At 66.1% G+C, this 18,578-nt stretch carries 13 protein-coding genes and 3 tRNA genes; 7 read left to right on the top strand and 9 right to left on the bottom strand.

All coding sequences use genetic code 11. The annotated features are described in order from the left end of the window. Positions 1–28: 28 nt before the first annotated feature. The 3 genes from serC to mtnA form a co-directional block, all read right to left on the bottom strand. Positions 29–1,111: a 3-phosphoserine/phosphohydroxythreonine transaminase gene (gene serC, locus FAZ79_RS02535; RefSeq protein ID WP_136866336.1), complete on the bottom strand. Its 1,083-nt coding sequence runs from the start codon at positions 1,109–1,111 to the stop codon at positions 29–31. A 123-nt stretch (positions 1,112–1,234) separates the two neighbouring features. After that, the gene (gyrA, locus tag FAZ79_RS02530; protein ID WP_136866335.1) at positions 1,235–3,811 is read right to left on the bottom strand and encodes a DNA gyrase subunit A; all 2,577 of its coding nucleotides are present in this window, start codon (positions 3,809–3,811) and stop codon (positions 1,235–1,237) included. Between the two features lie 335 nt (positions 3,812–4,146). Then, positions 4,147–5,205 carry an S-methyl-5-thioribose-1-phosphate isomerase gene (mtnA, locus tag FAZ79_RS02525; protein ID WP_136866356.1) on the bottom strand — a complete coding sequence of 353 codons (1,059 nt, stop codon included), beginning with the start codon at positions 5,203–5,205 and terminating at the stop codon, positions 4,147–4,149. A 227-nt stretch (positions 5,206–5,432) separates the two neighbouring features. On the opposite strand from mtnA, the gene FAZ79_RS02520 reads away from it, so the two are divergent. Next, positions 5,433–6,047, top strand: coding sequence for an OmpA family protein (locus FAZ79_RS02520; RefSeq protein WP_136866334.1), 615 nt, complete (start codon positions 5,433–5,435; stop codon positions 6,045–6,047). A 164-nt stretch (positions 6,048–6,211) separates the two neighbouring features. Next, a complete protein-coding gene (locus FAZ79_RS02515; RefSeq protein ID WP_136866333.1) occupies positions 6,212–7,045 on the top strand; it encodes a mechanosensitive ion channel domain-containing protein in 834 nt (277 codons plus the stop codon). A 95-nt stretch (positions 7,046–7,140) separates the two neighbouring features. On the opposite strand, the gene FAZ79_RS02510 is transcribed toward FAZ79_RS02515, so the two are convergent. The 4 genes from FAZ79_RS02510 to cysM form a co-directional block, all read right to left on the bottom strand. Then, a tRNA-Ser gene (locus FAZ79_RS02510) sits at positions 7,141–7,231 on the bottom strand. 64 nt (positions 7,232–7,295) lie between these two features. Then, positions 7,296–7,386: transfer RNA gene (locus FAZ79_RS02505), tRNA-Ser, on the bottom strand. Between the two features lie 108 nt (positions 7,387–7,494). Further along, entirely contained in the window at positions 7,495–8,841 is a 1,347-nt protein-coding gene (gene rlmD / locus FAZ79_RS02500) for a 23S rRNA (uracil(1939)-C(5))-methyltransferase RlmD (RefSeq protein ID WP_136866332.1), read from the bottom strand. A 418-nt stretch (positions 8,842–9,259) separates the two neighbouring features. Continuing rightward, positions 9,260–10,162: a cysteine synthase CysM gene (gene cysM / locus FAZ79_RS02495; RefSeq protein ID WP_136866331.1), complete on the bottom strand. Its 903-nt coding sequence runs from the start codon at positions 10,160–10,162 to the stop codon at positions 9,260–9,262. 97 nt (positions 10,163–10,259) lie between these two features. Between cysM and FAZ79_RS02490 the strand changes: the two genes are divergently transcribed. The 3 genes from FAZ79_RS02490 to FAZ79_RS02480 all read left to right on the top strand — a co-directional run bounded on the left by FAZ79_RS02490 (position 10,260) and on the right by FAZ79_RS02480 (position 14,432). Next, positions 10,260–12,542, top strand: a complete 2,283-nt coding sequence (locus FAZ79_RS02490) for a response regulator (protein WP_169303538.1) — start codon at positions 10,260–10,262, stop codon at positions 12,540–12,542. 122 nt (positions 12,543–12,664) lie between these two features. Continuing rightward, positions 12,665–14,293: a bifunctional diguanylate cyclase/phosphodiesterase gene (locus tag FAZ79_RS02485; RefSeq protein WP_169303537.1), complete on the top strand. Its 1,629-nt coding sequence runs from the start codon at positions 12,665–12,667 to the stop codon at positions 14,291–14,293. A gap of 62 nt (positions 14,294–14,355) precedes the next feature. Then, a tRNA-Pro gene (locus FAZ79_RS02480) sits at positions 14,356–14,432 on the top strand. 89 nt (positions 14,433–14,521) lie between these two features. Here the strand turns inward: FAZ79_RS02480 and FAZ79_RS02475 are convergent. Both FAZ79_RS02475 and FAZ79_RS02470 read right to left on the bottom strand, forming a co-directional pair. Then, positions 14,522–15,934 (bottom strand): heavy metal sensor histidine kinase, encoded by a 1,413-nt coding sequence (locus tag FAZ79_RS02475; protein WP_136866328.1) that lies wholly within the window; start codon positions 15,932–15,934, stop codon positions 14,522–14,524. Next, the gene (locus tag FAZ79_RS02470) at positions 15,931–16,614 is read right to left on the bottom strand and encodes a heavy metal response regulator transcription factor (RefSeq protein WP_136866327.1); all 684 of its coding nucleotides are present in this window, start codon (positions 16,612–16,614) and stop codon (positions 15,931–15,933) included. The genes FAZ79_RS02475 and FAZ79_RS02470 overlap by 4 nt, the downstream gene beginning before the upstream one ends. 169 nt (positions 16,615–16,783) lie before the next feature. On the opposite strand from FAZ79_RS02470, the gene FAZ79_RS02465 reads away from it, so the two are divergent. Both FAZ79_RS02465 and FAZ79_RS02460 read left to right on the top strand, forming a co-directional pair. Continuing rightward, positions 16,784–18,286: a multicopper oxidase domain-containing protein gene (locus FAZ79_RS02465; protein ID WP_136866326.1), complete on the top strand. Its 1,503-nt coding sequence runs from the start codon at positions 16,784–16,786 to the stop codon at positions 18,284–18,286. Between the two features lie 54 nt (positions 18,287–18,340). Next, complete coding sequence (locus tag FAZ79_RS02460; RefSeq protein ID WP_136866325.1) at positions 18,341–18,553, top strand: SHOCT domain-containing protein; 213 nt, start codon at positions 18,341–18,343, stop codon at positions 18,551–18,553. Positions 18,554–18,578: the final 25 nt, after the last annotated feature.

Genomic DNA, 18,578 nt, shown 5'->3' with positions numbered 1-18,578 from the left:
CAGTTTCTGGCAGCGAGGCGAGCGGGGCTCAGCCGTGGCGCTTGGCGAAGTCGTTCATGAAATGGATCAGCGCGTCGACGCCGGCTTCCGGCATCGCGTTGTAGATGCTCGCGCGCATGCCGCCGACCGAACGGTGGCCGTTGAGCGTGACCAGGCCCTGGCGACCGGCCTCTTCGAGGAAGGTCTTGTCGAGCGAATCGTCGGCCAGCATGAACGGCACGTTCATCCAGGAGCGGTAGGCCGGCTCAACCGGGTTGCGGTAGAAGTCGTTGCCGTCAATGGCGGCGTAGAGCTTCTCGGCCTTGCGCTGGTTGATCTTGCCCATCTCCTCGAGACCGCCCTTGGCGAGCAGGTGCTCGAACACCAGACCGGCCATGTACCAGGCGTAGGTCGGCGGGGTGTTGAACATGGAGTCGGCTTCCGCCTGGGTGGCCCAGTCGAGCATCGCCGGGGTGTTCTCGCGCGACTTGCCCAGCAGGTCCTCGCGGACGATGACGATGGTCAGGCCCGCCGGGCCGATGTTCTTCTGCGCGCCGGCGTAGATGACGCCGAACTTGGAGACGTCGATCGGGCGCGACAGGATGGTCGAGGACATGTCCGCGACCAGCGGCACGTCACCGGTGTCCAGGATGTAGGGGAACTCCACGCCGGCGATGGTCTCGTTCGGCGTGTAGTGGACGTAGTCGGCATCCGGGGAGAACTGGGTCTCGCCCTCGGCCGGCAGCGTGGTGAAGTTCTCCGGCTTGGTGTCGGCGACGACGTTAACGTCGACGAAGCGCTTGGCTTCCTTGATCGCCTTGACCGACCAGTGACCGGTGTTCAGGTAGTCGGCCTTGCCCGAGCCGTTGCCCAGGTTCAGCGGGATGGCGCCGAACTGGGTGGAGGCGCCGCCCTGCAGGAACAGCACCTTGTAGTTGTCCGGGATGTTCATCAGCTTGCGCAGGTTCGCTTCGGCCTGCTCGGCGATGCCGACGAAATGCTTGCCGCGATGGCTCATTTCCATGACCGACATGCCGGTCCCCTGGTAATCGACCATCTCGTCCCGTGCGCGGGTGAGGACCTCGGTGGGCAACATCGCCGGACCGGCGCTGAAGTTGTAAACGCGAGCCATGACTACTCCTGAACAGAAACGGAAAACAAGCGACCGGGCGATACCTCGCCCGGTCCATCATTCAATCGGAAACAGCCCGCTCGGGCGGGCTGTGTGGGGCGGCGTCCTTCGCCACGGCGGGGATCACTCCTCCGCGTTCTGGTCCTCGAGTTCCTCGTCCTCGCCATCGTCTTCCATGGCCGCGACCGGCTCGACCTGAACCAGGCGCTCGTCCTTGCCCAGACGAATCAGCGTCACGCCCTGAGTATTGCGCGACAGGGAGGAAATCTGGGACACCTCGGTGCGCACGAGTGTACCGCGGTTCGAGATCAGAATCACCTCGTCGGCCTCGCGCACCAGCACGGCGCCGACCAGCTCGCCGTTGCGCTCGCTGGTGTTGATCGCGATCACGCCCTGCCCGCCGCGGTTGTAGACCGGGAACTCGTCGGTGGGCGTGCGCTTGCCGTAGCCGTTCTCGGTCGCGGTGAGCACCTCGCCCTCGTCGACCACGATCAGGGACACCACGAACTGGTCATCCTGCAGGCGGATGCCGCGCACGCCGGCCGCCGTCCGGCCCATCGAGCGCACGTCTTCCTCGACGAAGCGCGTGGCCTTGCCGGCGTTCGAGAACAGCATGATCTCGCGGCTGCCGTCGGTCAGCGCCGCGCCCACCAGGCGGTCGCCCTCGCGCAGGTCGATGGCGATGATGCCGGCCTGGCGCGGACGGGAGAAGTCGACCAGCGGGGTCTTCTTCACCTGACCGTTACGCGTGGCAAAGAAGATGTAGTGATCGTCGACGAACTCGCGGATCGGCAGCATGGTGTTGATGCACTCGCCGTCCTGCAGGGGCAGCACGTTGACCACCGGACGACCACGCGCACCGCGCGCGCCCTGCGGCAACTGGTAGACCTTGCGCCAGTAGACGCGGCCGTAGTTGGTGAACATCAGCACCCAGGCGTGGGTGCTGGCCACCAGCAGCTGCTCGATGACGTCCTCGTCCTTCATGCGGGTCGAGGCCTTGCCCCGGCCGCCGCGGCGCTGGCTGCGGTAGTCGGTCAGCGACTGGGTCTTGATGTAACCCTCGCGCGAGAGCGTGACCACGCGGTCTTCCTCGGCGATCAGGTCTTCCATCGAGAGATCTTCGTAGTCGACGATGATTTCGGTGCGACGCGGGTCGGCGTACTCGTCCTTGATGCGCATCAGCTCGTCGCGGATGACCTGCATCAGGCGCTCGTCGGAGCGCAGGATGTCGAGGAGATCGATGATGCGCTCGAGCAGCGTGGCGTACTCCTCGACGATCTTGTCCTGCTCGAGACCGGTCAGGCGGTTGAGACGCATCTCCAGGATGGCCTGCGCCTGCTCGGGCGAGAGGCGGTAGCTGCCGTCTTCCTGCAGGCCGAACTCGTCGCCCAGCGCCTCCGGGCGCGAGGCGGCGGCGTCGGCCTTCTCGAGCATGGTACGCACCACGCCGGACTGCCAGGTGCCCTCGAGCAGCTTGACCTTCGCCTCGGCCGGGGTGGGCGCGGCCTTGATCACGGCGATCATCGGATCGATGTTCGCCAGCGCCACGGCCAGACCCTCGAGGATGTGGGCCCGGTCGCGCGCCTTGCGCAGTTCGAAGATGGTCCGCCGGGTGACCACCTCGCGGCGGTGGCGCAGGAAGACGTTGAGGATCTCGCGCAGACCCACGGTGCGCGGCTGGCCGTCGACCAGCGCGACCATGTTGATGCCGAAGACGCTCTGCAGCTGGGTCTGCTGGTAGAGGTTGTTGAGCAGCACGTCGGGCATCTCGCCGCGCTTGCACTCGATCACGACCCGCATGCCTTCCTTGTCGGACTCGTCGCGCAGCTCGGCGATGCCCTCGATCTTCTTCTCGCGCACCAGTTCGGCGATGCGCTCGATCAGGCGGGCCTTGTTGACCTGGTAGGGCAGCTCGGTGATCACGATCGAGGTGCGGTCGGTCTTCTCGCTGTCCTCGAACTCGGCGCGGGCGCGCATCACGCAGCGGCCTCGACCGGTGAGGTAGGCGTCGCGCAGGCCGGCCGCGCCGTTGATGATGCCGGCGGTCGGGAAGTCCGGCGCCGGAACAAAGGCGAGCAGGTCGTCGTCGTTGATGGCCGGGTCGTCGATCATCGCGACCGTGGCATCGAGCACCTCGCCAAGGTTATGCGGCGGGATGTTGGTGGCCATGCCCACGGCAATGCCCGACGAGCCGTTGACCAGCAGGTTCGGGAACTGCGCGGGCAGCACCTGCGGCTCGGATTCCGAGCCGTCGTAGTTATCGATGAAGTCGACGGTTTCCTTGTCGATGTCGGCGAGCAGCTCGTGGGCGATCTTCGCCATGCGCACTTCGGTGTAACGCATCGCCGCCGGGGCGTCGCCATCGACCGAGCCGAAGTTGCCCTGCCCGTCGATGAGCATGTTGCGCATGGAGAAGTCCTGCGCCATGCGCACCAGCGCGTCGTAGACGGCGGAGTCGCCGTGCGGATGGTACTTACCGATAACGTCACCGACCACGCGGGCCGATTTCTTGTAGGGCTTGTTCCACTCGTTGCCCAACTCGCGCATCGCGTAGAGGACCCGACGGTGCACCGGCTTCAAGCCGTCGCGGGCATCCGGCAGCGCCCGTCCGACGATCACGCTCATCGCGTAATCGAGGTAGGACTGCCGCATCTCGTCTTCGAGATTGACCGGGAAGATTTCTGAAGCGAACTGAGTCATTCGAGTGTCCTGGTACCCACGAGTGTCCTGATTCATCGGCTCGGCTGTTGCCACCGAAAACGGCGCATGGCGGCGACCGCTTACGGCCCCGCTCGCAACCCTTGGCCCGTCCGGGCCACCGAAGCCCGCGACACCGCCGCAAGCCCGTCAGGGCAACGGCCGAATGGGGGCTCCGGCAAACCGGTGCATGGTACCACAGAGAGCCCCCTCGGCGCGGGCGGTGGACCGCGCGCCCTCAACCACCCGGGCGCGCCCCGCTTGCGGGCCGTTAAAGGAGGGCGAGGCAGGATTCGCCAAGGGCGATACGGCCAGCAGCCGGCCGGAGCCAAGACACGTCAATCAAACAGGCGGGCGATCGAGCCCCGATCCGGGTGACGCACGACACCAGCCTCGGTGACCAGGGCATCGATCAGCCCGGCAGGGGTGACGTCGAAGGCGGGGTTGTAGACGCTGGCACCCTGCGGGGCGAGCAGCTGGCCGCCGACCTCGCTCACCTCGGCGGCCGGCCGCTGCTCGATCTCGATCGCCGTGCCGTCGTGGCAGCCGCGGTCGATCGTCGAACGCGGCGCGACCACCATGAACTTCACCCCGTGGTGACGCGCCAGCACGGCCAGCGAGTAGGTGCCGATCTTGTTTGCCGTGTCGCCGTTCGCGGCGATGCGATCGGCACCCACGATCACCCAGCCGACGCGCCCGGTGGCCAGCACGCTCGCTGCCGCCCCATCGCAGATCAGCCGGTAGTCGATCGACTCTTCCTGCAGTTCCCAGGCCGTCAGCCGCGAGCCCTGGAGCCAGGGCCGGGTTTCATCGACGTACACGCCCTCGATCCGACCCGCCGACCAGGCATCACGGATCACCCCGAGTGCCGTCCCCTGCCCGGCGGTGGCCAGCGCCCCGGTGTTGCAATGGGTCAGCACCCAGCCGCGGTCGCCGTCGCGTTCGATCAGTGCTGCGCCCCGCTGGCTCATGGCGAGGTTCGCCTCCACGTCGCGCGCCTCGATGGTCCGCGCCTCGTCGCTCAGTCGCTCGAGCCGCTGCGCGTCCGGCAGGGATTCCGCGTCGCGCAGGCACGCGACCATCCGATCCAGCGCCCACACCAGGTTCACCGCCGTCGGACGGGCGGCAGCCAGCTCGCGATACCCCGCATCGAGCGCGTCGACCGTGAGCGTCTCGCCCTGCGCGGCGAGCGACCGCGCCGCCAGCAGATACCCGTAGGCAGCGGCCACGCCAATCGCCGGCGCACCACGCACCGCCATTTCGCGTATCACTTTTGCCACGCACGTTGCGTCCGTACAACAGATCCACTCGACCCGATGCGGCAGGCGCCGCTGATCGAGCACGTGAAGGCTATTGTCCTTGTATTTCAGCGCTTTAAGCACACCAAACTCCTGGATAAAACCCTGATGGAATGACCTGTCGGCATCGACTTCGGAAGGCGGAATAATCCCCGTTGCGCGATTTTGATGCCTAGGCACGCAATCAATCGGCGCTATTTTTGCACTTTGCCGGAATGGGCGGCTACTATTCCGGTGAGATTCAACCGTTGCCGGACCTGAATCGCGCTATCCCTAGCGACACCAAAGTCATCTCTGACCTCAGAAGAAACAAGGAGATTTCACAGATGAAGAAAATGACCGTGATCGCTGCCTCGGTTGCAGCCACGTTTGCCTTCTCTGGCCAGACCTTCGCCGGGGGTCAGTCCCCGTACGTATTCACCAGCAACGGTGAGCCGGTCAAGACCGGTCATGGCCCTTGCCTGTACAACGCTCACGGTACGCTGAACAGCGAAACCGCGATCGAAGAGTGCAACCCGGAGCTGGTACAGAAGGAAGCCGCACCGGCACCGAAGCCGCTGGTCGAGCCGCCTCCGGCACCGGAAGCCAAGACCATCACGCTTGAGGCCGACACCTACTTCGACTTCGACAAGTCGAACCTCAAGCCGGAAGGCAAGGACACCCTGAACGCGCTGGTACGCGACATGGGCGACCTGAACGCCGTCGCCAACATCGAAGCCGTCGGCCACACCGACAGCATCGGTACCGACGAGTACAACCAGGGCCTGTCCGAGCGTCGCGCCGCGACCGTCAAGGACTACCTGGTCGACCAGGGCGTTCCGGGCGACAAGATCGAGACCCAGGGCATGGGCGAGTCGAACCCGATCGCCACCAACCAGACCCGTGAAGGTCGCGCCCAGAACCGTCGCGTTGAAATCACCGTACAGGGCACCGCCCAGTAAGGCGTTTACAACGTCCGACGCAAAAAAACACCGCCTTCGGGCGGTGTTTTTGTTTGCGCCCGATTTACGGCACCACCTGTAATAAACGCGATGGTGCCTATACTGGTCCGCGAAGCATTCCGCAAACCCAGACGCCACATAATCACGAATAACGAGGAACCCTCATGGAAGAAGCAGGCTTTTTCTCCCTGTACGTATTGCCGTGGATCATCAAGATCCTGATCGCCGCCGCGATCGCCGTCGGTGGTTACTTCATCGCCAAGATGGGCAGCCCCTGGCTGGCCAAGCTGCTGGGCCGGACCGGCCTGGACCAGATGCTGGTGGGCTTTGTCGTCGCGCTGGCCCGGGCAGCGTTCCTGCTGTTCGTCGCCATTGCCGCGCTGTCCCAGCTCGGTCTGGACACCACCTCGCTGGTTGCCCTAGTCGCCGGTGCCGGCATTGCCGTCGGCCTGGCGCTCAAGGATTCGCTGGCGAACTTCGCCGCCGGCGTGATGGTCCTGATCTTCCGCCCCTTCAAGGCCGGTGACTTCATCATCTCCGGGGGCCTGATGGGCACCGTCAACGAGATCGGCATCTTCCACACCCGCATGAACACGCCCGACAACGTCGAGCTGATCGTGCCGAACGGCCAGCTCTACGCATCGGCGATCACCAACTACAGCGTGCGCGACACCCGCCGCCTGGACCTGGCGATCGGCATCGACTACGCCGACGACATCGCCAAGGCCAAGGAGCTGATCATGCAGGTGTTCGAGAAGGACGATCGCGTGCTCAAGGACCCGGCCCCGGCCGTACTGGTCGACCAGTTCGGCGCCTCGAGCGTCGACCTGCTGGTCCGTCCGTGGATCCGCTCGGCCGACATGCCGCACATCAAGTCCGACCTGCAACAGCAGATCAAGGAAACCTTCGATGCCAACGGCATCACCATCCCGTTCCCGCAGATGGTGATCAGTTCGGCCGAGGAAGGCGCCGGCGACGACAAGCTGACCAAGAGCTAAGGCCGTCACCCTCCCCCGCCCCGGGGGAGGAAGCCACGAAACGCAAAAAGCCCGCCGGACAACGGCGGGCTTTCGCTTTTTCTGGTCAGACGATTTGGCGGAGAGGGAGGGATTCGAACCCTCGGACCCCGAGAAGGGGTCAACGGTTTTCGAGACCGCCCCGTTCGACCGCTCCGGCACCTCTCCAAACGGGAAGGATGCGACAGCGGTCGCACCCACGCCCGGCGCGCAGGCCGGGCCACACAGAAACTGGCGGAGAGAGAGGGATTCGAACCCTCGGTACGGGGTTACCGTACACACGCTTTCCAGGCGTGCTCCTTCGACCGCTCGGACACCTCTCCGTTTTCCACCCGACCCGGGCAACCCGCGTCAGGAAGGGCGCAGAGTTTAACCAAACCGACCGGCCATGACAATGGTCAGCGACGACGGTCGCCCGGTCACGGTTTCCATCACCCCGGCTCGAGCACCGCCATCGACTCCACGTGGGCGGTGTGCGGGAACATGTCCATCACGCCCGCAGCCAGCAGCCGCCAGCCATACTCGTGTACCAGCCGGCCCACGTCGCGGGCAAGCGAGCCCGGATGGCATGACACGTACACCACACGCTCCGGGCGCATGCGCGCGATCACGGGCATCATCGCCTCGGCCCCGGCCCGCGGCGGATCGAGCAGGATCCGCTCGAACGACTCGCCCAGCCAGCCATGCCCCGCGTGCGGCTCGAACAGGTTGCCGACCACGTGGCGGGTCGTCTCGATGCCGTTGTCACGCGCACAGGCGGCACCGCGCTCGACCATCGCCGCATCGGCCTCCACGGCGGTCACCGATCCCGCCGTCCCCGCCTTTCGGGCCAGCGGCAGGCTGAAGTTACCCAGTCCCGCGAACAGGTCCAGCACGCGATCACCCGGCTGCACCGCCAGCCAGTCGAGTGCCTGGTGGACCATGCGCTGGTTGATATCGGCGTTGACCTGGGCGAAATCCAACGGTGAAAAGCGGATCTCGACGTCGAATTCGTTCAGGCGGTAGCTCGGGTAGACGTCGCGCGCGCCGGCCACCAGCGGCTCGAGCGTCTCCGGGCCGCCCGGTTGCAGGAAGACGGCGAAACCATGCGCGTCGGCAAAGGCATCCAGCCGCGCCCGGTCGGCCTCGGTCAGCGGCACCATGTTGCGGAACGCCAGCGCGCAGTGCGTATCACCACAACCCACCTCGATCTGGGGCAGGTCGCGCCGGGCATCCATCGCGCCGATCAACTCGGCGATGGCCGGCAGTTTCTCACCGACCCGCGGGTCGAGTACCGGGCAGGTGTCGATGTCGGTGATCAGTGCCGAGCCGAGTTCGCGAAAACCCACCAGCGCCCGCCCCTTCTTGCGCACGTACCGCACGCCCAGACGGGCCATACGTCGGTACCCCCAGATCGGCCCGGTCAGCGGCGCGAGCACCTGCTCCGGCTCCACCCGGCCGATACGCGAGAGTTGATCGAGCAGGGCCTGCTGCTTGTGGGCCACCTGGGCCTGGGGCGCCAGGTGCTGCATCGCGCAGCCGCCGCAGACGTGGAAATGCGGACAACCCGGCTCGATGCGCTCCGGGCTGGGCGTGTCCACGGCCACGGCATCCCCGAGGTCGAAATGCCGGCGCTGGTCGCGGTAGACAAAGCGCACGTCCTCGCCCGGCAGGGCCCGGCCGATGAAGGTGGCCTTGCCGTCGAGGTGGGCGACACCCCGGCCCTCCAGCGTCAGTGATTCGATATGGGCGGAAAACTCGCCCCGTGGCAGTTGCTTGATGTACTTGCGTCGCGCCATGGGATTCGCTCTCGGGAAGATTGGTCCGGAAACGGCTGGCCGCTCCGGGTTCAGCGAGATTCGACCGGCGCACAGGGGCGCTGCAGGGCCGCTTCCAGGGCCCGGGCCAGCTTCGGCGGTCTCAGGGTGCTCCGGATTGTCCGCGGTGGCCGGTCCCGCAGGGCGTCACGCACCACGAAACGGGCGAACCATTCGCGACCGGCCCCGATATCAACCGGCCGCCCGGCGTTCGTTTCACGGGCCAGTTCACGTGCCGCCGACTCGGTGAGTCGGACATGCACCGACACCTCGTCTTCGGCCGGGACGAACCGGACGGCCTCCACCCGTTCGCGGCAGAGGTCGAATGCCAGCGGCGGCCCAGCCTGGGCGGGAGCCGCCAGGGCCGCCGACAGCAAGACAGCGAGTGCGGCTGCCCGCATCAACCGGCAGGAAAGACGCCGGTGGAGAGGTAGCGATCGCCCCGGTCGCAGACGATGGTGACGATTACCGCGTTCTCCACCTCGGCGGACACCTTCAGTGCGGCCGCCATCGCCCCGCCCGAGGAAATCCCGGCCATGATGCCCTCCTCCCGGGCCAGCCGCCGGGTCATCTCCTCGGCCTCGTCCTGCTCGATGTCCAGGGTGCGATCGACACGGGCCGGCTCGAAGATGCTGGGCAGGTATTCCTTCGGCCAGCGGCGAATCCCCGGGATCTGCGCGCCCTCGCCCGGCTGCACGCCGACGATCTGCACGTCGGGGTTCTGCTCCTTGAGGTAGTGCGAGGTGCCCATGATCGTGCCGGTGGTCCCCATGGCGGAGACGAAATGCGTCACCCGACCCTCGGTGGCCGCCCAGATCTCCGGGCCGGTGGTCAGGTAATGCGCCCGCGGGTTGTCCGGGTTGGCGAACTGGTCGAGCACGACGCCCTCGCCGCGCGCGGCCATGGCCGCAGCGAGATCACGCGCACCCTCCATGCCCTCCTCGCGGGAGACCAGCTTGAGCTCCGCCCCGTAGGCGGCCATCGACTGGCGGCGTTCGATCGACATGTGCTCGGGCATGATCAGGGTCAGGCGCAGGCCCAGTGTGGCGGCCACCATCGCCAGCGCGATGCCGGTATTGCCCGAGGTGGCCTCGACCAGCCGGTCGCCGGGCTTGATCTCGCCGCGCTCCATGGCCCGCGAGATCATCGAGTGGGCGGCCCGGTCCTTCACCGATCCGGCGGGATTGTTTCCCTCGAGCTTGCCGAGGATCACGTTGCCGCGTGCCGCGCCCGTGGGGTCGAGGCGCTGGATTCGCGCCAGCGGCGTGTTGCCGATCAATTGATCAAGACGGTGACCTAACATACGCTTTGCCGGCTCGCTCCAGTTACCCGTTTCATCTCAAAACCCTACCGGGGATCGGCGGATTTTCCGCGCCCCGAGTATGCCACAAAGGCCTTCGGTGAACGCTTCGACCCGCAGAACACAACCCACGCCGAAAGCGGGCCGCACCGGCCACCTGGCACCGCTGGTCGCCGGCGCGCCCGGGGTGGTGGTTGCGCTGGCCCTGCTCGCGCTTGCCGCCCCCCCGCTGTTGCTGGCCATCGAGGCATGGCTCGCCGGCCGCTCGCTGCCCTCTCCCGGGTTCTGGATGGTCACGTTGGGCTGGGGGGCGACCTGGATGGTGCTCGTCGTGGCGGCCGCGGCGTTTTCCATGCGACGAGGCACGCCCTCGCGGGAACCCACAATCCCGGACGACACGGCGGCACAGCCCACGCGCCGGACCGGGGCGGAAAGCCAGCTCTCGGCCGCGTCGGTGCTCGAGCTGGTCAACCAGCAATGGGTCACGCCGCTGGGTCATATCCGCTCGGCGGTCGACTCGCTCGCCACCCTCGAGCGCCGGCTGAGCCGTTGCGCGCCACCGACCGAGCCCGGGCAGCAGGAGCCGGCCAAGTCACTGCAACTCATGCGCCACGCCAGCCACCGCCTGCGGATCTCGATCGAGAACATCATCGACTACCACGAGATCAACGCCGGGCGCATGACGCGCACCGACGGACGGGTCAACCTGCGCACCACCGGCGAGGACCTGGTCACCGACTGGCAGACCACGGCCCAGCGCGACGGCGAGGTGCTGCAATTCATCGGCTACCAGGACCTGCCGCGCGAGATCGTGTTCGATCCGCAGATGCTGCGTCGCCTGCTCGACCGACTGCTCAACGAGATCCTCTGCATCGCCCAGCTGCACGAGCCAGCCATCACCCTGGAGCTCGAGGACGATTTCGAGAACGACGGCGGCGACCGGATCGGACGCTTTCGGCTGACCGTCGACGGCCAGCTCCGCGAGGGGTCGCTCGATCGCGAACAGCTCACCGAGCGCCTCGTCCAACCGCTCCCCGAAGGCCTCGAGGGGCTGTTGGTCGATGACCTGATCGATCTCTGGATCCTGCGCTGCATCTCGCATCACCTCGATTCGGCACTCGAGGTGGTCGAAACCACGCCCGATCGCTTCGGCATGACCGCCACCTTCAGCGCCCCCATCCTGATCGGCGAGCCCGACAGCAGCGACCGGCTGGCCGGCCAACTGATCGCGGTGGTCTGCGCCTCACCACAACATCGACGGGCCTGGCAGGGCAATCTCGCCGCGCTCGGGGCGAGCATCCAGGTCGAGCCGGACTTCGGTCAGCCGGTCGACCTGCTGTTCATCGACGAGCGGATCGTCGAACGCCACCACGACGACCCGGCATTCGGCCAGTGGGTATCGCTCGCCGGGCGCGTTATCGGCCTGTCCAGCCACCTGACCATCCGCGGGCGCCCGGCCGCCCCGCTGCACTGGGCCGACTTCACCCTGCCGCTGTTCATCCGCGCCCGAGCCCTGGCCGCCTCGCTGGAGCGCGTCCTGGGGGCCCCGGCACCCGGGCCGGGCCGCCGTCCGGCGCGATTGGCGCCACCGACGCAATCCCAACGGCCGACCGCCAGCACCGCGCCATCCCGTCCGGCCAAGGCCGGTCGACACGCCCTGTATTCGTTCGCCGGGCGCACCGCGCTGGTGATCGACGACGACCCGGTCTACCTGGCCCACCTCGGTCAGACGCTGCGTGAACTGGGCTTTCACGTCCTCGAGGCCACCAACGGCAAACACGCACTGGCCCTGGCCGACCACGAGGACATCGACGTGGTCTTCACCGACATGCACATGCCGGACATCACCGGCGCCGGCGTCGCCCGCATCCTGAAAAAGCGGCCGCGTCACCTCGAGACGCCCATCATCGCGATCACCGCGAACCGGCAGGGCAACGTCCACCAGGACTTGTTGCACAGCGGCATCGAGCGGGTGCTGACCAAGCCGGTGACCGCCGGCGACCTGCTGAGCGCGATCGGCGAATTCTTCCCGCTGGAAACGCACGGCCGCGTCGACCCGGAGGCCAGCCCCCCCGCCAACGGCGACCGCAAGGACGAACGCGATCCCTTCCTGACCCGCCTGCTCTGTGACGAGCTGCCCGGGTACCGTCGCCTGCTGACCGAGCAGACCGAGGACCGCGACGCGCTGCGCCATGCCGCGCACAAGCTCCGGGGCGCCGCCGCCTGCTGCCGGGAAACCGAACTACAGACCCTGGCCGGCGAGCTCGAGGACGCACTGGACGCCAATGCCGATGCCAAACGGATCGACCCGCTGCTCGACTCGCTGATCGGCTGCATCGACGGCATCAACGCCAACCCCGTCTGCGACAGCGGCGCGTCCTGATCGCCCGCCGCGTATTTAAGGGAATCGTGATTCAGCTGGCCCGAATTCGCTGCTAGGATGCTGTGAGACAGATGTCACCCAGGGTCGGGTGGCCAACCGCAGGCAGGGAAGGAACAGGGACGATGCAACTGGACAACGTCGCGGCGTATGGAGGGGCTGATTCGGGCATGGTCGTCTTTCTCTGCACTGCCTCCGGGCGCGTCCTGAGCGCCAGCCCCCGGGCCGAGGAGCTGTTCCCGGCCGATGGCGAGCAGACCCTCCGCGAACGCCTGGAAAGCCGCCTGCGACTGAACACCACCCCGTCGCTGGGCAGCGCGCTGATCGACGGCGAGGAAACCTCGCTGGCCGGCCTGATGGACAACCGCGAGATCACCCTCGGCGTCACCCCGCTGAACGACCACCAGCGGATGGTGGTGATGATCGAGAGCCTCTGCCCGCCCACCAGTCTCGACTCGCTCACCGGCCTGCCGGACCGCAGCGCGATGCTCGAACGCATCCGCGAGATCCAGTCCGACGGGGAAGGCGGCCACCGCCTGATGCTGATCGACATCGACCGTCTCAAGACCGTCAACGACTACCTCGGCTATCACGTCGGCGATCGGGTGATCCGCGATCTTGCCGTCGCCATGCAGGCGGCCGTCCCCGACGACGTCATGGCCTCCCGCTGGAGCGGCCATGAATTCATGCTCCTGATCCCGCCGCGCCAGGCCGAGCACAGCTCGCAGATCGCCGAGCGCATCCGCTCGGCCGCCGCCAGCGTACGCTTCAATGCCGGGGAAAAGGCCACCCAGCTGGGCACCGTCACCGTCAGCATCGGCCACGGCGCGCTCGGCCCCGGCGAGACCAGTCGCACCCAACCCCGCGACCAGCTCTCCTCCCTGAACGCGGCCGTCTACGAGGCCAAGCGCACCGGGCGCGACCGCGTGGTCAACGCCGACCGGTTGCAGCAACCGTCCGTCTACACCACGGGCGGGGCGCTCGACCGTGCCATCCACGAGGGCCGCATCGTGGCCGCCAGTCAGCCGATCGTCGATCTCAAGACCGGCGAGGTGGTCGCCGACGAGGCACTGGCACGCATGATCACCCCCGAGGGCGACGTCATCCCCGCCGGGCTGTTCATCGAGGCCGCCTCGCGACTGCAGATGGCCCATCGGATCGACTTCGAGATCATCAACCAGACGATTACCAACTGCGTGGCCTCGATCGATCACCGACCGATGGCGCACTTCGTCAATATCTCCGGGGACTTCCTGCAGCACCCGGAGCTGATGGAACAGGTGATCAGCAACGCCCGGGCCGCCTGCGAGTGCATCGGCGGTTCGGGCCAGGTGGAGGTCAAGCCGCTGGTCCTGGAGATGACCGAGCGCGAGGTGCTCGAGGACACTGCCGATGCCTTCAGTGCGCTCAAGCCATTGATCGATTTCGGTCTGCGCCTCGCCCTGGACGACTTCGGCAGCGGCTACTCCTCCTACCGCTACCTGCTCGACATGCCGTTCACCTTCCTCAAGATCGAAGGTGCACTGGTGCAGAACATGAGCGAGAGCGTGCGCGCACAGAAGATCGTCCAGCACATCCAGGCCATGGCGAAGGACATGGGCCTGATCACGGTCGCCGAATTCATCGGCGACGCGCGCACCGCCGACATGCTGCGCGAGATGGGAATCGACTGGGGACAGGGCTTCCATTTCGGCCGTCCGGAGATCATCCGCCCCCTGACGAACCACAACCGGGCCATGGTCCACGACATCTGACCGCCCGGTTGCCGACGGCCTTCCTCGGCACGGCAAAATGCGCTATCCTGCGCGCCCTGTTTCGGAGTGTAGCGCAGCCTGGTAGCGCACCTGCATGGGGTGCAGGTGGTCGGGGGTTCAAATCCCTCCACTCCGACCAAATCGATCAATCAGTTGGGCCGCCTGTAATGGGCGGCCTTTCTGCGTTTTGGACGACGAGAATGTCGTCCCGGTTTCAATGGATCGCTTTCAGGGAGCGGACGCGGCAGCCGACCGCGGTAGGGTGACGTGAAATCGAGTTCGACGCCCGAGCGAGTCAGCAGCAATCTCCCCGTCATGTGCGTGAATGATGGCCCTCGTGATCGCCAGACCCAACCCCAGCCCGCCGGTGGTACTCCCATGGCGAGGCCTTGCCGCCTCGGCCCGATAAAACCGATCGAAGATCATGGGCAGCTCCGATGGCGGAATGGGATCACCGGTGTTCTCGACGATCAGGGATACGGTTTTCGATTGTTCCGCGATAGTAATCCGTACCTCACCGCCCTCTCCCGCATGCCGGATGGCATTGGAGAGCAAGTTGCTGAATGCACGCCGCAACATCAGGCGGTTCCCGCGGACCGAGGCCTGGCCCGACGCCTGCAAACGAACGCCCTCCTCCTCGGCCAACGCGTCATAAAACTCGAGCAGGTCAGCAAGCTCGTCGTGCAGGCGAATCTCTTGAATCGACGGCAAGGAGAGGCCGTTGTCCGCCTGAGCCAGGAAAAGCATGTCGGCGATCATGCGCGAGAGCCGATCAAGCTCCTCGGCGCTGGAGGCAAGCGTTTCCTGGTACTCGTGTTGAGTCCGCGATCGCGACAGGGCGACCTGGGTCTGGGTGAGCAGGTTGCTCACGGGCGTTCGCATCTCGTGGGCCAGGTCCGAGGAGAAGTTCGACAATCGCCGGAACGCCTCCTCCAGGCGAACCAGCATGCAATTGAGTTCGTGGGCAAGCCCCCTGAGCTCCCGGGGCACCGACTCCTCCGGCAAACGGCGGTCGAGTTGCGAGGCGGTGACCGAGGCCGCTCGCTGCTGTAGCAAGCGCAGCGGTGAAAGCCCGCGCCGCGATGCCCACCAGCCCAACAGACCACTGAGAAACGCCGCCACCGGGATGAATACGCTCAAGGTCCGACCATAACGCTCCATGAACCGCTCGTGGTGATCGATATTGATCGCCACCACCACGAGAAACGGCGTGAGATCCGACAAGGCCGTCTGCATGGTCGTGGCAAGCCCGCGGTAACGCGAGTCACCCTCGCTCCAGGCGAACAGCACGTCGGCTTGCTCGGCCTGCTGCCGGTTGATCGCCTGATCGGGGAACGACAGGTCGGGCGGCGCGAGGATGATCGAGCCACCGTCGGTCCGAACGAACACCTTGAGCTCCGGGTCGCTACGGAACATGTCGAGCACCGCCTCATCCAGCGCCTGCAGTTCCTGCGCGTCGGGCGGGCTGGCCAGCAACCGCTCCAGCACCTCGACCTTTCCCTCGAGAAGGCTGCGATCCATCTCGATGAAGTGACGTTCGACCGCGGCATTGAGCAGCCAGCCAAGGCCGATCAACACCGAAGACGACAGCAGGACGAACAGCAGTGTCAGCCGGGCGGTGAGGGAGAGGGCCAATTTCATGCCTCGGGCTCGTCTTCCATGACGTAGCCCATGCCCCGCACCGTTCGAATCAATCGGCGTTCAAATGGCTCGTCGACCTTGCGACGAAGCCGGCGGACGGCCACCTCGACCACGTTGGTGTCGCTGTCGAAGTTCATGTCCCAGACCTGGGAGGCGATCAGCGAGCGCGGCAACACCTCGCCTTCTCGCCGCATGAAGAGCTCCAGCAGGGCGAATTCCTTTGCCGTCAGATCGATCCGCTCACCGGCCCGTGTGGCCCGGTGGCCGAGGCGGTCGAGCTCGAGGTCGGCCACGCGCAGGGTGGTCGGTTCGGGCTCTGCCCGACCACGACGCAAAAGGGTGCGCACGCGGGCCAGCAATTCCGAGAAGGCGAACGGCTTGATCAGGTAATCGTCGGCACCCAGATCGAGGCCTCGCACGCGATCCTCGACCTGGTCCTTCGCGGTGAGCAGCAGAATCGGCATGTCTCGACCGCTCCGACGCAGGGTCTCCAGCACTTGCCACCCATGCATGCCGGGGAGCATGACGTCGAGCAGCATCAAATCGTAGGGCTCGGTAAGCGCCAGATGCAGCCCCTCGACGCCGTCCGGCGACAGGTCGACGGTATACCCCGCCTCGGTCAGCCCCTGCTGCAGGTACTGGCCCGTCTTGCTCTCGTCTTCGACGATCAACACCTTCATTCGACAGCTCCCGAACAAACTGCGGTCATTCTGCCACCGCGCCGAGCCTGGCTCGTGAAGATTACAAGGATGTAATCCGCGGGTCAGGCGCCTGACAGCTTGCAGGGCTACCTTCGAGGGCAAGTCGTTAAAAGTCATCCCGACAGGCGAACCAAGGGAGCACTCAACAATGGATCGACGTCGTTTCTTGAAGCACAGCGTCGCGGTGGCCGCCACGGCAAGCCTGGGCTCGATCACCGCCCACCCCGCCCGGGCGGCCAGCCGCAACCGCCCCACCCTACCGATGCCTGAACTGCTCGACGTCACCCAGAGCGGCCGCCTGGAACTGAAGGCCCAGACCGGCAAAACGGTGTTCGCAGGCGGATCGTCCTCACCGACGCTCGGATACAACCAGGGCTACCTTGGCCCGTTCGTCCGGGCACGCCAGGGCCAGGAGGTCGCCGTCCGGCTGCAGAACGATCTCGACGAGCCACTCGCCACTCACTGGCATGGCCTGCTCGTCCCCGGCAAGGTCGATGGCGGCCCTCACCAAGCGATCGACCCCGGCAAGGTGTGGGAGCCGATCCTGCCGATCGACCAGCCGGCATCGACGGCGTGGTTCCACGCCCATACCTTTCCGCATACGGCCCGCCAGGTCTACGCGGGCCTGGCCGGGGTGTTCCAGATCGACGATGGACTTGATGCCGACCGGGGCGTGCCTCACGAACACGGTGTCGATGACCTGACGGTGGTGATCCAGGACCGGCGCCTCGACGATACCGGTCGACTGGATTACCGACTGAGCATGTTCGATCGCATGCACGGCTTCCAGGGTGACCGCCTGTTCGTCAACGGCGCAGAACAACCCCGCGGCCCGGTGCCGAAATCCATCGTCCGGCTGCGCCTGCTCAACGGCTCGAATGCCCGCATCTTTCACCTGCGTTTCGATGACGGGCGCCCGATGCATGTGATCGCGAGCGACGCCGGGTTCTGGCCAAAACCGGTGGCCACCGACGAACTGCGCCTGTCACCGGGCGAACGCTTCGAGGTACTGGTGGATTTCCGCGACGGGCGCGAAGTGGCGCTGATCACCGGCCCGGATCAGAACCGGGGCGGCCCCGGCATGATGGGGATGATGAGCAACATTCGCTCGTTTGCCTCCGGACTGGTCGAAGGCGACCAACGGGTGCTGTCGTTCCACCCGGATGACCGCAAGGGTCGGGTGGATCGTCTCCCGGAGGCCACTGGTGACTCCCTGCCATCGCGGCCGACAACCTTCGATCGTCGACGCCACTTCCGCCTCGACATGATGCTCGGTGGCATGCCGATGATGCGAGGCATGATGGGCGACGGCTCCGGCCCCTCCATGGGGATCAACGGCCAGCCGTTCGATCCGCATCGCATTAACGAGGACGTCGCGCTCGGCACCATCGAACACTGGACCATCGAGAGCGACATGCTGATGCACCCGTTCCACATCCATGGCGTGCACTTCCAGGTACTCGCCGACGAGACGGGGCAGTCGCCCCGGCTGGAAAATCGAGGCGCGAAGGACACCCTGCTGGTCGATGGCCGGGCAGAGATCGCGGTGCGTTTTACCCAGCCGGCCGGCAAGGACACCCCGTTCATGTACCACTGCCACATCCTCGAACACGAGGATGCCGGGATGATGGGTCATTTCACGGTTTCCTGAGCCCGCTCGCCCGCGGTGGCGGGCCTCGGCCCAACGTTATCAGGAGAAAAGAAAATGGGATGGGATCACACCATGGGATTTGGCGGAGGCTTCATGTGGATCGTCTGGATACTGCTGATCGCAGTGATCGCCTGGCTGATCGTCGCCCTCTCGCGACAAGGCCGTTCCTCGGGAGAGCCGTCTCCCCGGGAGATTCTCGATCGCCGTTACGCTCGGGGCGAAATCGACAAGGAAACCTATGAACGCATGAAGGACGAACTCGACTGAATCCCTCCCGCCCCGACTGCCCTGG

The sequence above is a fragment of the Guyparkeria sp. SB14A genome (genome assembly GCF_005096345.1).
GTDB classification, from domain to species: domain Bacteria; phylum Pseudomonadota; class Gammaproteobacteria; order Halothiobacillales; family Halothiobacillaceae; genus Guyparkeria; species Guyparkeria hydrothermalis.
Note: the sequence above shows the minus strand (reverse complement) of the source record. Positions and strands in the feature narration are given on the sequence as shown.

Excerpts from the sequence above, each read along its gene's own strand:
- serC (WP_136866336.1), bottom strand. The coding sequence starts at position 1,111 with ATGGCTCGCGTTTACAACTTCAGCGCCGGTCCGGCGATGTTGCCCACC.
- gyrA (WP_136866335.1), bottom strand. The coding sequence starts at position 3,811 with ATGACTCAGTTCGCTTCAGAAATCTTCCCGGTCAATCTCGAAGACGAG.
- FAZ79_RS02520 (WP_136866334.1), top strand. The coding sequence starts at position 5,433 with ATGAAGAAAATGACCGTGATCGCTGCCTCGGTTGCAGCCACGTTTGCC.
- FAZ79_RS02515 (WP_136866333.1), top strand. The coding sequence starts at position 6,212 with ATGGAAGAAGCAGGCTTTTTCTCCCTGTACGTATTGCCGTGGATCATC.
- rlmD (WP_136866332.1), bottom strand. The coding sequence starts at position 8,841 with ATGGCGCGACGCAAGTACATCAAGCAACTGCCACGGGGCGAGTTTTCC.
- cysM (WP_136866331.1), bottom strand. The coding sequence starts at position 10,162 with ATGTTAGGTCACCGTCTTGATCAATTGATCGGCAACACGCCGCTGGCG.
- FAZ79_RS02485 (WP_169303537.1), top strand. The coding sequence starts at position 12,665 with ATGCAACTGGACAACGTCGCGGCGTATGGAGGGGCTGATTCGGGCATG.
- FAZ79_RS02475 (WP_136866328.1), bottom strand. The coding sequence starts at position 15,934 with ATGAAATTGGCCCTCTCCCTCACCGCCCGGCTGACACTGCTGTTCGTC.
- FAZ79_RS02470 (WP_136866327.1), bottom strand. The coding sequence starts at position 16,614 with ATGAAGGTGTTGATCGTCGAAGACGAGAGCAAGACGGGCCAGTACCTG.
- FAZ79_RS02465 (WP_136866326.1), top strand. The coding sequence starts at position 16,784 with ATGGATCGACGTCGTTTCTTGAAGCACAGCGTCGCGGTGGCCGCCACG.
- FAZ79_RS02460 (WP_136866325.1), top strand. The coding sequence starts at position 18,341 with ATGGGATGGGATCACACCATGGGATTTGGCGGAGGCTTCATGTGGATC.